Source organism: Bacillus sp. SA1-12 (assembly GCF_000981385.1).
Classification (GTDB): Bacteria; Bacillota; Bacilli; order Bacillales; family Bacillaceae; genus Metabacillus.
Genome location: NZ_LATZ01000001.1, coordinates 93389 through 106201, shown reverse-complemented (window position 1 = coordinate 106201; position 12813 = coordinate 93389). Strand labels below are relative to the sequence as shown.

Genomic DNA, 12813 nt, shown 5'->3' with positions numbered 1-12813 from the left:
AAACAATTTCAATAAGTATAAATTTAAATAGATACATAAGAGCAAATAAAAAAATCTGAGGTGATGACATGGTATTCAAAATCTGTGAAGTTTGCGGAAAGATTGAAGAACATGATGAAGTAAAACACGATGTATATGGAATTTGTGAAGAATGCATTAAAGATGGAGAAAATAAGGACAACATAGTGTAGGATCTCTACAAGTTATCCTGGCTAGGAGGGGGTACTTGAATCTGCCGAAGAATTAGGTACCCGTGTTTTTCGTAAATAATGATGAAATTTTGAAGAAACACCATTCCCACAACACTGCGTATGGTAGCTGATATTGCTTTGTCCCATAAGACGGGGGATTGAATAACTTTAACAGTAATTAGATTTGTATTTTAACACCTGTTATGCAAAAATAAAACCTTGTTTAAAATTTTTATATAGGGACCTTAATTTATTTTTATTATTAATAATACCATCATATTATTTGAAAGATAATCATTTGACATATGTTCTAATCTATCGTATGATTATCTCGAATTAAAAATATATGGAATTGAGATTTATGGATCTATCTTGAATTAATAATTATTTAATTACACGCAATTGGTTTACTTAGGATGGAATAAGGGATAGATAGAAATAGATACGATTTATTTTAATAAGAAAGACAAATAATAGGAATGTAAACTGGTTCAAGTATTTGTTTTCTTAAAAAAGGATATGACCACCGTTAAGGAGGTGAAGTTCATTCCGTTAGAAAGATGAAATATGAGGTGAAAAAATGGGATTCTTAGATAAGTTATTTGGCAAAAACACAAATGAAAAGGAGTCGAATCAAATGGCAAATGTAAAATTAGCGGTAATTTACTATAGTTCTTCTGGTACAAACTATCAATTAGCGCAATGGGCAGAAGCTGGAGCAAAAGAAGCAGGTGCTGAGGTAAAAGTATTGAGAGTTCCTGAAACAGCACCCCAAGCAGCAATTGAATCTAATCCAGCTTGGAAAGCACATGCAGAAGCAACAAGCCATGTCCCTGAAGTGACGCTAAATGACTTGGAATGGGCAGATGCAATTATCTTTAGTGTACCTACTAGATTTGGGAATATGCCTTCGCAAATGAAAGCATTTTTAGATACAACAGGTGGCTTATGGTTTAACGGAAAGCTTGTGAACAAAGTAGTAAGTGCGATGTCTTCAGCACAAAATTCTCATGGCGGGCAAGAGGCAACGATTTTATCTTTATATACCACCATGTACCATTGGGGTGCTATTGTAGCTGCTCCTGGTTATACAGATCCAGTTACTTTTGGTGCTGGAGGAAATCCATATGGAACAAGTGTGACAGTTGACCAAAATGGAAAAATGGTTGAAGATGTTGAAGCTGCAGTTAAACACCAGGCGAAACGAACAGTAACTGTTGCTGAATGGGTGAAAAAAAGCAATCAATAAATAGAGACTTTTTCGAGAGAATTTTTGAATGCTTATATTTGAAGGGCTGCCTTTGTTTTGAGGCAGCCCTTTCCGTGATTATTACTATCTTATCCATTCGTTTACAGTGTGCAAAGCCCCTTTAACATCCTGTATAGATGCGCGCTTATTTCATGATTATACGTATAAAAACTTTACACAAACCGGATCTGGTACAGAAATCTCGGATTGTAACAATGTTAGCTTACCTGTTTCTCCATCTCTAGAGAATAAGACAAGATTTGAGCTTTCCTGGTTAGATGCAACAACAAATTTACCTGTTGGATCAATTGCAAAGTCACGCGGCCAGCTTCCTTCTGTTGATGTGTATTCAACAAAGGATAGCTCACCGTTATCTTGATTTACACTGAATACTGCTATACTGTCGTGACCGCGATTTCCAGCATAAATGAATCGACCGTCAGAAGAAATATGAATCGCGCTTCCTTGGCTGTTTTCGGTGAAATCTGCTGGAATCGTTGGGATGTATTGAAGTTCAGTGAAAATTCCATTCTCACCATTATAGCTTAACGCAATGACCTCATTACTAAGTTCTGTCATCACATAGGCAAACTTTCCATTAGGATGGAAGGCAATATGTCTTGGACCGCTGCCTGCTTTAACTAATAAGCTATGTGCTTCCGCCAATTCTCCGTTTGCATTTTTATAGGTAATGACCTTATCTATTCCTAAATCAACAGCAACTACATATTTTTCATCAGGAGTAAATCCTGAAAAATGTGTATGCGGTTTTTCCTGTCTTTCGTGTGGACCATTTCCGCTATGCTCAATAATAGAAGCAGGAGGATTTAGTGTGCTGTCTGGATTTACTAAGTAAGATTCAACTGTTCCTTTGTGGTAGTTTGCTGAAACAACTTGACGGTTTTGACTGTCAACACTCACATGGCAAGGTGATGCACCTTCAAGTAATTGGTGATTCAGCTTTGTTAAGTCACCAGTTTCATGGTTTATTGTGAAGGAAGCAACACCGCCATTAGAACCTTCTTTTACAACTGCATAAAGAGTACTGTTATCTTGACTAATGTTTACATAAGTTGGGTTATCCAATTCAGCAACAGCTTTTACATCGCCAAGCTTGGCATTATCAGTATCAAGTGTAAAGCTGTAAACACCTTTGCTATCACCTTTTGTGTATGTACCAATATATCCGATTAATTTTGACAAGAGTTTTGCTCCTTTCCTATTCGATACCTTTCATTATATCGTTTGTAATAAAAAATCAACAACATTTTCATATATTTTATTTCGTAATGCGAATATAATAGAATTTAAATAAAAGCTTTGTTAAGCCTTCTTGTTGTTTTTTTCCGAGATGTTAAATCAGAAGGGAATTTAACAAATAGTTTACCAGAGCCTAAATAATAAAAAGGAGAAACAAAAATGCTCAGGCGATTTTTTTCGTATTACATACCACATAAAAAGCTTTTTATTATTGATTTTAGCAGTGCTATCATTGTAGCTGTTTTAGAACTGGCATTTCCGCTTGCCGTCCAATGGTTTATTGATTCGCTGCTGCCGAGTGAAAATTGGTCTGCTATTGTATCTGTAAGTATTGGACTGCTGCTGCTTTATGTTTTTTCAACATTCTTACAGTTTATCGTCAACTATTGGGGGCATATGCTTGGTATTAATATTGAGACAGATATGAGAAAGCAGCTGTTTCACCATGTTCAGAAGCAATCATTTAAGTTTTTTGATAATACAAAAACAGGTAATATCATGAGTCGAATTACTAATGATCTTATGGATATTGGCGAGCTTGCCCACCATGGACCTGAGGATTTATTCATTTCGGTCATGACGTTCATCGGCGCTTTTTGGATTATGTTTTCCATTAATGCAAAGCTGGCATTAGTGGCATTGATTATATTGCCATTTCTTGGTTGGCTGATTGTCGTCAGCAATTTGAAAATGAATAAAGCTTGGAAGAGAATGTATAGTGAAATTGCTGATGTTAATGCAAGGGTCGAGGATAGTGTTTCAGGTGTTCGTGTCGTCCAGTCGTTTACAAATGAGAAATTTGAAAATAGCAGATTTCAGAATAATAATCAAAAGTTTCGTAAAGCAAAACTTGGCGGTTATAAGGTCATGTCCTTTAGCTTGTCAGGCATTTATATGATGACACGTTTTGTAACACTGGCTGTCCTTGTTGTCGGAGCATGGTTAAGCTATAAAAATCAGCTTTCCTATGGGGAACTTGTTGGTTTCGTTCTATATATTAATGTTTTGTTTAAGCCGATTGATAAAATTAGTGCATTAATGGAGCTGTACCCAAAAGGTATGGCAGGCTTTAAGCGATTTACAGAGCTGATGGATATGGATCCAGATGTTGTAGATGTAAAGGATGCTGTTGAAGTGGCTGAACTCCGCGGGGATATCGAATTTTCCGAAGTGACCTTCGGTTATGATGAGCATAAGCGGGTACTTGAAGGAATTGATCTTACTATTAAGGCAGGGGAAACCGTTGCATTTGTTGGTCCTTCTGGTGCTGGGAAAACAACGATATGTTCGCTGATTCCTCGTTTTTATGATGTTGATGCTGGTTCGATTAAGATTGATGGGATCGATATTCGCAATATGTCAAAGCAATCGCTTCGGAAACAGATCGGTATCGTGCAACAAGATGTGTTCCTGTTTACAGGAACATTAAGAGAAAATATTGCCTATGGCAAATTAGATGCAACACAAGAAGAAATAGAAGCAGCTGCAAAACGAGCCCATTTAGAGGGCTTCATTGATTCTCTTCCATTTGGGTATGAGACACAGATTGGTGAAAGAGGTTTAAAGCTGTCCGGAGGCCAAAAGCAACGGATAGCTATTGCAAGAATGTTCTTAAAGAATCCTCCTATCCTAATCTTGGATGAAGCAACATCAGCATTGGATACAGAGACAGAATTGATCATTCAAAAGGCATTGACAGAGCTTTCTAAAAATCGTACAACACTTGTGATTGCACACCGATTGGCTACAATTCGCAATGCAGACCGGATTGTGGTTGTAACCGAAAACGGTATAGCTGAAGAAGGAAAGCACGATGAACTAATCGAACAAAATGGTATTTTTGCAAACCTTCATCGCGTACAATTCCAAAGATAAGAAATGAATAAGAGGCTGTCTCAAGAGGATTACTGACCCTATTACACAATATATTCTAATCTAATTATTAGATCTGATATATTGTGTTGTGGGGTTTTTTCCCTTTTTACAGACAGCCTCTTTCTTATTCTTTATTTTCAATCTCTTCTACTTCGAGCCAGGTTTGGGACCATTTTTCAATATCACGCAATAGTGGTTCTAAAGATAACCCTTTCTCTGTTAGGGAATATTCGATTCGCACGGGTGTTTCTGGATAAACTTCCCTTTTAACGATGTTTTGATTTTCAAGATCCTTTAATCTATCTGAAAGAACTCTGCCTGTAATTCCTATTGCAGCTTCAATTTCGGAGAATCGCTGGGGGCCATTAAGCAATTGATAAATAACGAGTCCGGTCCATCTCTGGCTTAAAATGCCCATTGCCTTTTCGAACCTTGGACAAATTAGAGATTTATTCATGTAGTATCACTCCTTGTTTAAATGATATTATACCAAATTATTTCAAATAATATAATTGTGAAAGAACAATTAATTACTAAAAGTTATATATTTACAATAGTATAGTAACTTATGAAATAAGTTAAAGATTGAGCAATTTTGAACGAAAAAAATTTTTCTATAAGAATAAAAGAGACAACTGACTTTTTTGTTGGAACGAAGTTATAATAAGAAAATAAAAAATAAGATTAAAATATAAATATTGTTTATTTTGTTAGGGTGTTAAATGAAAAATTTATATTTTAGTAAAATGTTTTCTGAATAACTGTGAATATTTATACGTAAATATGTTCAGTTGAGTCATCCTTTAATCGTAAGATACAATTGTGTCATCAGCAAAGGGGGAAAATCACATGAGAAAAAAGCATATTTCAATTATTGGCGTACCAATGGATCTAGGACAATCAAGACGCGGGGTAGATATGGGGCCTAGTGCAATGAGGTATGCTGGAGTTATAGAGAGGCTGGAAAAGCTAGATTATGTGATTCATGATAAAGGAGATATAGAGATTGGCAGACCTGGTAAAAATGAAGAAGCTTCTGATGGAAATTTAAAATATTTGAAAGCGGTAACAAAGGCGAGTGAGGAACTTGCTGCTGCTGTAGATAATGTTGTAGAGGCCGGGTCCTTTCCTCTTATTCTAGGAGGCGATCATAGTATTGCAATAGGAACATTAGCAGGGGTTTCAAAGTATTATAAGAACCTAGGAGTAATCTGGTATGACGCACATGGCGATTTGAATACGGCTGAAACCTCGCCTTCTGGAAATATTCACGGAATGCCTTTAGCTGTAAGCATAGGGCTCGGCCACCCGGCATTAACAGCTATTGCGAACTATTCTCCAAAAGTGAAGCCTGAAAATATTGTCATCATTGGTGCTCGGTCCTTAGATGATGGAGAAAAAGAGTTAATTCGTGAGAAAGGCATTCGAGTATATACTATGCATGAGATTGATCGTCTGGGGATGGCGAAAGTAATGGAAGAAACGGTAGCCTTTTTAAAAGATAAAACGGACGGAGTTCATCTTTCTTTAGATTTAGATGGGCTTGATCCGAGTGATGCTCCGGGTGTGGGAACGCCTGTAATAGGCGGAATTAGTTACCGGGAAAGCCATCTGGCAATGGAAATTTTGGAGGAGGCAAATATCATTACTTCAGCTGAATTTGTTGAGGTAAATCCGATTTTGGATGAAAGAAACAAAACAGCTTCCGTTGCAGTCGCACTAATGGGCTCATTATTAGGAGAAAAATTATTATAAAGCGAGACTTCTAACAGTGAGGGGGGTACTTTATTTCCCACTGCTGGTTAGCGAGAATAATAGGATTTATAGTGGCAGTTATCTCAAATAATCTACTTAGTGAAGGTATACTGCCCATAAAGATGGGATAAGCGAGACTCCCTATATTGAGGCCTTTCTGTCTGCTAAGTTAGGTTAATTATCAAAGAAGGAGGAAATGTTGGATGAAGAATAAAACAGTAAGCATCATTACTCAAACGGAAAAGTATGGTGCAAATAACTATAACCCGCTTCCAATCGTCATTTCCAAAGCAGAAGGTGTATGGGTTGAGGATCCAGAGGGCAATCGCTATATGGATATGTTAAGTGCATATTCAGCGGTTAACCAAGGACATTGTCATCCGAAAATCATTCAGGCGCTAAAGGATCAAGCAGATCGGGTAACACTTACATCGCGAGCATTTCATAATGATCAATTAGGACCATGGTATGAAAAAATTACCAGAATAACTAATAAGGAAATGGCGTTGCCGATGAATACAGGAGCTGAGGCAGTTGAAACAGCGATAAAAGCAATAAGGCGCTGGGGCTATCAGGTAAAAGGGATTACTGACAATCACGCAGAAGTTATTGCATGTACAGGTAATTTCCATGGCCGTACGATGGCGGCTGTTTCCTTATCATCTGATCAAGAGTACCGCAAAAACTTTGGCCCTATGCTACCGGGCATCAAATTGATTCCATATGGGGATATAGATGCTTTAAAGGCAGCTATTACACCGAATACGGCTGGATTTCTTATTGAACCGATCCAAGGTGAAGCGGGAATTTTACTCCCGCCGAAAGGATTTCTGAAAAAAGCGTTTGAGTTATGTAAAACCAATAATGTTCTCTTTGTTGCAGATGAAATTCAAGCGGGTCTTGGCCGAACTGGAAAGATGTTCGCCTGTGATTGGGAAGATGTTGTCCCTGATATGTATATTTTAGGAAAAGCTCTGGGCGGTGGTGTGTTCCCTATCTCTTGTGTTGTTGCAGATCGTGAAATATTAAATGTGTTTAATCCTGGTTCACATGGTTCAACGTTTGGGGGAAATCCGCTTGCATGTGCCGTATCAATAGCTGCACTCGATGTTATTGAAGAAGAAAAGCTTGTGGAGCGATCACATAAATTAGGTAAGTTATTTTTAGACAGCTTAATAGAAATCAAGAATCCAAAAATAAAAGAGATTAGAGGAAGAGGATTATTTATTGGTGTAGAACTGACAGAAGCTGCAAGACCGTACTGTGAAAAGTTAAAGGAAAATGGGTTATTATGTAAGGAAACACATGATAATGTTATTCGTTTTGCGCCGCCTCTTATTATTACGGAAGCGGAGGCAGCTTGGGCATTAGAACGGATTAAGCGGGTTTTGGAAGAATCTGAACAATAAAAGGAAAACAATTTTGATATCCCTTGTCATTATAGAAAACCATACACAAAGTGTGTGGTTTTTTTATTGTGTAGCGTAACTATTAAATTCTCGAACTGTGGATAAGCGTTTCCGGTTCCAGCTACTGCGCCTAGCCCCTCTAGTAGTCGATATAGAATTGAAGGCAAAGAGCGCCTTCTATTCTATATCGACTAGTAGAACCAGAAGGCCTATTGAATAGATCGATAGAACCATGAGTGGTTGAACAAAGAAAATTTATCTTAGGTAAATATCATTAAATTTGCAAACAGCAATTGACTATGATAATCATTATCAATTAACATATCTTTGTAAAAGAAAATGAAAATCATTATCAATTATAAATTTTAATCATGATAAAGGAGCGGATCAAAATGGAAGCAGTTTTGACGACATCGATGGATAATCAATCATTATTGACTATGCAGGAAATAAGAGAATCAAATGCAAGGTCGTATCCAAGAAGATTGCCATTGGCCATAAAACGGGCAGAGGGAGTTTTTGTAACCGATATGGATGGCAAAACCTATATTGATTGTTTAGCAGGAGCAGGGACATTAGCTCTTGGTCATAATCATGCCGTAATCAGGGAAGCAATTGAAGAAGTCCTTGAATCATACTTGCCATTGCACACCCTTGATTTAACAACTCCGGTAAAAGAGGCATTTGTTAATGAGGTGTTTGAATCACTGCCAAAAGCTTTTGCAGAAAAAGCAAAAATTCAATTCTGCGGTCCTACAGGCGGTGATGCAATCGAAGCAGCTTTAAAACTAGTAAAAACAGCAACTGGAAATCGTGCGATTTTGGCGTTCCAAGGAGGCTACCATGGATCAACGCATGGAACCTTAAGTATAAGCGGTACATTAAGTCCTAAACAAAAGATTCACGCTCTTGTTCCAGATACGCATTTTCTGCCATACCCATATGAATACCGCTGTCCATTTGGAATTGGAAAGGATGGTCACAAAGTCAGCAGTACATATATTGAGAATTTATTAGATGATCCGGAAAGCGGAATCGTTCGTCCTGCGGGAATTATTGTCGAAGTCGTACAAGGTGAAGGGGGCTCGATACCCGCACCAATTGAGTGGTTAAAAGAACTGCGCAGGATCACAAAAGAACGAAATATACCTTTGATCATTGATGAGGTCCAAACAGGAATTGGCCGTACAGGAAAAATGTTTGCATTCGAACATGCAGGAATTGAACCAGATGTACTTGTTTTATCAAAAGCGATTGGCGGCAGTCTCCCGCTCTCTGTAATGATCTATGATCGCCGCCTTGATCAGTGGGAGCCAGGTGCACATATAGGAACCTTCAGAGGCAATCAAATGGCGATGGCAACAGGACAGGCAACATTAAAGTATATAAAAGAAAATCAATTACCAAATAAGGTTGAAGAAATTGGAGCCTACTTAAAGCAGCAATTACACTCGATACAAAAGAGTATGTCTTCTATAGGAGATATTAGAGGGCGCGGATTGATGCTTGGGATTGAAATCATTAACCCTGCAAAAACAGCCAATCATCTTGGAAGCTACCCGGCATTTCCTGAGCTTGCAAGTAAAATTCAACAGGAATGTTTTAACAGAGGTCTCATTTTAGAGGTGGGCGGCAGATTCAGTACAGTGATTCGTTTGCTTCCGCCGCTTATTATAACAAAAGAGCAGGTAGATGATGTACTCCAGCGGTTTTACGATGCAATAAAATGCGCGGAAGACCATTTCGGATTGCGATAGAAGGTGATAGATATGAAAAATGAATTTCAGCAGTGGTTCCTAAATTCCAGCGAGGAAAGTCAGCAGTTGTTTATGGATTTAATGGTTAGGACAGTAAAGCTACTTATTGAAGAAACTAACAGGGCCACCAATCCGTATTCAGGTGCAATTCGTAAAGACATCGAAGCAAGGGTAAAGGAAATCACGAATATAACCACTGGCGGCCAAAAGACAGAGGCTGTCTTGACCGAAATCCAAAAGACAGTCGTCAGAAACTCTTTATGGATTTCCAATCCTGCAGCGATGGCACATCTTCATTGTCCGCCTCTTTTACCCGCCATCGCTGCTGAAGTACTGATAAGCACGCTTAATCAATCAATGGATTCATGGGACCAGAGTCCTTCAGCTACCTATGTTGAAGAAGAGGTTCTGCAGTATTTCATAAAGAAAATCGGTTTTACGGAACATGCTGATGGCGTTTTTACAAGCGGAGGAACACAGTCTAATTATATGGGACTTTTGCTTGCAAGAAACCAGGCTTGTCAAAGGCATTTCTCAATAAACGTTCAGGAGCAAGGGCTTCCTTCTGATGCAGGGAGATTGAGGATTCTTTGTTCAGAGCATGCTCATTTCACAGTTCAGCAATCTGCGGCACAGCTTGGCCTTGGCATCCAATCAGTCGTCACGATAAAAACCAATGAAAAAAACCAGATTTGCCTGAAGGACGCACAACAAAAGCTAGCAGAATTACATGCGCAAGGACTTCTTCCATTTATGATCGTTGCTACTGCGGGAACGACTGACTTTGGAAGTATCGATAACCTAACGGAAATAGCTATGCTGGCACATGATTATCAATTATGGCTTCATGTTGATGCCGCATATGGCGGGGCTTTGTTGTTTTCCCAGCAATACCGGGATTTGCTTCATGATTTATCGTTAGCGGATTCTATCACAATTGATTTTCATAAGCTTTACTACCAATCGATTAGCTGTGGAGCATTCTTTGTAAGAGATCGTAAGTCGTTTCGTCATATTGCCTATCATGCAGAATACTTAAACCCTGAAGAGGATCGGAAGGATGGCATTATCAACCTGGTTGAAAAAAGTGTTCAAACGACAAAACGGTTTGATGCGCTAAAGGTTTTAATGACCTTTAAGCTTATTGGAACGGAGGTCTTTGGCAATATGATTGATTCTACCATTCAGCTTGCGAAGAATACTGCTGAGCTATTTCAGCGCAGTTCACAGTTTGAGGTCCTGAATGAACCGGTCATAAACGCTGTCTTATTTCGTTATCTTCCTGATCGGCATGCAGAAGATCACCTCTTTGTTGATGAAATCAATCTTGAGCTTCAGCGTTATTTTTATCAAAGTGGTGAGCTGATCATGGCTAAAACAAGGCAAAATGGAAAAGTTTTTTTGAAATTTACGATGTTGAATCCGTTAAATACACTTCGCAACATGGAGGTTCAGATCGAAAACATGAAAAAGATAGGCGAAATCATAACAAAGAAGAAAGGAGAGAGAAGCAATGAATATTCCGTTCATTTCTAATCATCTTACTATGCAAAATCTGCTTAATTGTTACATAAAGGAAACGGGTAAAGGTGTGCTGAAAGAAGCAGCAGAAATCCCTTTTCTTTTAGATGATCCTGAATGCAAGAATGTATTTGTCATTACCTTGAAAAGTCAGGCGGTTACCTTATACGTTCCTGTTCGCTATTACTCTATTACAGGAAGGCATTTATTTTCACATTCTCTGTTTTATCAATGGAAAAGTGATGAAGTTAAGTCGCTTGATTATTTAACATTGGTTATTTATTTGCAAAAGGATTTAGTTGAAGCAGCCGAAAAACCTATCGATTCTGAAGAGCTTATTCTAAGAACGATCTTAAGCTATCAAAATATGAAGGGCATCCTTTCGCACCATATTGAGGATTATGAAGAATGTTATCAAGCGGAAAAGAATTTTTTGCAATCTGAACAGTCCCTTTTAATTGGGCATCAAGTTCATCCTACTCCGAAAAGCAGGCAAGGGATTGATAATGAAGAGGAGCATATCTTTGCTCCTGAAAGAAAAGGATCGTTTCAGCTTCATTATTTTCGAGCAATAAATGACATTGTGGAAGAGGACTCGATCCATTCCAAAACGGCAGCAGCACTTATCAAGGAAGAAATGAAGAAAGATCCTGATGTGTCTGAATCCTTTAAAGTGAAGTATTGCCAGGAAGATGGTTATTCTTTGATTCCTGTTCATCCATTGCAGGCAAGAAAGCTGTTGGGAAAAGAAGCTGTTTGTCAGCTGATTCAAGCTGGCAAACTAACCTATCTTGGTCCGCACGGCAGAAACTATTACCCAACGTCTTCAGTGCGTACTGTTTATCATCAAGATGCTGACTTTATGTATAAATTTTCGATTCCGGTGAAGATCACAAACTCACTAAGGATCAATAAACGAAAGGAGCTTGATCGCGGAGTGGAGGTTAGCCGTATTTTAGGGCTGGTGCTAAAGGATAAACTATCAGCTCTTCACCCTAACTTTCAAATTGTTCAAGATCCTGCCTATATCACGGTTAAGCTTGACACAGAAGAATCAGGTTTTGAAGTGGTTATTCGTGAAAATCCATTTCAGCATAACGAAGGAGCAAGAACAACTTTGCTTGCAGGTTTATGTCAGGATCATATTAACGGAGGTGCATCCCAACTTGTAAATCTCATTCATGCCTTAGCTGAAGTTGAGCAAAAGACAGTTACAGATGTGTGTGAAGAGTGGTTCCGCCGTTATTTGACCATTAGTCTGCGGCCGCTTTATTGGATGTATACGACATATGGTATTGCCCTTGAAGCACATCAGCAAAATTCACTTGTTACTTTCGATGAAAAGGGATATCCTGAGACGTTTTATTACCGTGATAACCAAGGATATTATTTCATGGAATCGAAAGCAACAGAATTAAGGAAAGTGCTCCCGGATTTAAACGAAAAGAGCAACACCATATGTGCGGATGAAGTTGCAGAAGAACGTTTTCGCTATTATTACTTTTTTAACCACTTATTCGGTCTGATTAATGCTTTTGGCGTCAACCGTTTAATTGATGAAGAACATTTATTGCAATTGCTTAAGAATGAATTACAAGGTTTACAAAATGAGTATGGCGATTCAACAAATTTATTGAACTCCTTATTAAACAAGGAAAACCTGCCGTGTAAGGCCAATCTGTTAACTAGGATTCATGATTTGGATGAACTTGTCGGCTCCCTTGAAACACAATCAGTATACACTAGGGTACAAAATCCTTTGTTCAATATTGTAGGTGAGCTGCATGGTGTCTAAA

General features: G+C 38.3%; 10 protein-coding genes. 8 read left to right on the top strand and 2 right to left on the bottom strand.

The window, feature by feature from the left end:
* The first annotated feature begins 68 nt into the window (after window positions 1-68).
* Together WQ54_RS35175 and wrbA are read left to right on the top strand one after the other, a co-directional pair.
* On the top strand, window positions 69-191 hold the full coding sequence (locus WQ54_RS35175; protein WP_269431541.1) for a hypothetical protein: 123 nt from the start codon (window positions 69-71) through the stop codon (window positions 189-191).
* 580 nt (window positions 192-771) lie between these two features.
* Window positions 772-1440, top strand: a complete 669-nt coding sequence (gene wrbA / locus WQ54_RS00450) for an NAD(P)H:quinone oxidoreductase (RefSeq protein WP_046510562.1) — start codon at window positions 772-774, stop codon at window positions 1438-1440.
* A gap of 156 nt (window positions 1441-1596) precedes the next feature.
* On the opposite strand, the gene WQ54_RS00445 is transcribed toward wrbA, so the two are convergent.
* Entirely contained in the window at window positions 1597-2643 is a 1047-nt protein-coding gene (locus tag WQ54_RS00445; RefSeq protein WP_046510560.1) for a lactonase family protein, read from the bottom strand.
* Between the two features lie 216 nt (window positions 2644-2859).
* Between WQ54_RS00445 and WQ54_RS00440 the strand changes: the two genes are divergently transcribed.
* Window positions 2860-4575 carry an ABC transporter ATP-binding protein gene (locus tag WQ54_RS00440; protein WP_046510559.1) on the top strand — a complete coding sequence of 572 codons (1716 nt, stop codon included), beginning with the start codon at window positions 2860-2862 and terminating at the stop codon, window positions 4573-4575.
* A 124-nt stretch (window positions 4576-4699) separates the two neighbouring features.
* Here the strand turns inward: WQ54_RS00440 and WQ54_RS00435 are convergent, their stop codons facing one another.
* Window positions 4700-5032 (bottom strand): helix-turn-helix domain-containing protein, encoded by a 333-nt coding sequence (locus tag WQ54_RS00435; protein WP_046510557.1) that lies wholly within the window; start codon window positions 5030-5032, stop codon window positions 4700-4702.
* A 392-nt stretch (window positions 5033-5424) separates the two neighbouring features.
* Between WQ54_RS00435 and rocF the strand changes: the two genes are divergently transcribed.
* The 5 genes from rocF (at window position 5425) to WQ54_RS00410 (ending at window position 12812) form a co-directional block, all read left to right on the top strand.
* The gene (gene rocF, locus WQ54_RS00430; RefSeq protein ID WP_046510555.1) at window positions 5425-6330 is read left to right on the top strand and encodes an arginase; all 906 of its coding nucleotides are present in this window, start codon (window positions 5425-5427) and stop codon (window positions 6328-6330) included.
* 203 nt (window positions 6331-6533) lie between these two features.
* On the top strand, window positions 6534-7739 hold the full coding sequence (locus tag WQ54_RS00425; protein ID WP_046510553.1) for an ornithine--oxo-acid transaminase: 1206 nt from the start codon (window positions 6534-6536) through the stop codon (window positions 7737-7739).
* A gap of 392 nt (window positions 7740-8131) precedes the next feature.
* Complete coding sequence (locus tag WQ54_RS00420) at window positions 8132-9496, top strand: aspartate aminotransferase family protein (protein ID WP_046510551.1); 1365 nt, start codon at window positions 8132-8134, stop codon at window positions 9494-9496.
* Window positions 9497-9508: 12 nt separating this feature from the next.
* On the top strand, window positions 9509-11032 hold the full coding sequence (locus tag WQ54_RS00415; RefSeq protein WP_046510549.1) for an aspartate aminotransferase family protein: 1524 nt from the start codon (window positions 9509-9511) through the stop codon (window positions 11030-11032).
* The gene (locus WQ54_RS00410; protein WP_046510548.1) at window positions 11010-12812 is read left to right on the top strand and encodes an IucA/IucC family siderophore biosynthesis protein; all 1803 of its coding nucleotides are present in this window, start codon (window positions 11010-11012) and stop codon (window positions 12810-12812) included. The genes WQ54_RS00415 and WQ54_RS00410 overlap by 23 nt, the downstream gene beginning before the upstream one ends.
* The last annotated feature ends 1 nt before the right edge of the window (window position 12813 follow it).

Bases quoted from the DNA above. Each gene is read 5' to 3' on its own strand.
- WQ54_RS35175 (WP_269431541.1), top strand. From the start codon at position 69: ATGGTATTCAAAATCTGTGAAGTTTGCGGAAAGATTGAAGAACATGAT.
- wrbA (WP_046510562.1), top strand. From the start codon at position 772: ATGGGATTCTTAGATAAGTTATTTGGCAAAAACACAAATGAAAAGGAG.
- WQ54_RS00440 (WP_046510559.1), top strand. From the start codon at position 2,860: ATGCTCAGGCGATTTTTTTCGTATTACATACCACATAAAAAGCTTTTT.
- WQ54_RS00435 (WP_046510557.1), bottom strand. From the start codon at position 5,032: ATGAATAAATCTCTAATTTGTCCAAGGTTCGAAAAGGCAATGGGCATT.
- rocF (WP_046510555.1), top strand. From the start codon at position 5,425: ATGAGAAAAAAGCATATTTCAATTATTGGCGTACCAATGGATCTAGGA.
- WQ54_RS00425 (WP_046510553.1), top strand. From the start codon at position 6,534: ATGAAGAATAAAACAGTAAGCATCATTACTCAAACGGAAAAGTATGGT.
- WQ54_RS00420 (WP_046510551.1), top strand. From the start codon at position 8,132: ATGGAAGCAGTTTTGACGACATCGATGGATAATCAATCATTATTGACT.
- WQ54_RS00415 (WP_046510549.1), top strand. From the start codon at position 9,509: ATGAAAAATGAATTTCAGCAGTGGTTCCTAAATTCCAGCGAGGAAAGT.
- WQ54_RS00410 (WP_046510548.1), top strand. From the start codon at position 11,010: ATGAATATTCCGTTCATTTCTAATCATCTTACTATGCAAAATCTGCTT.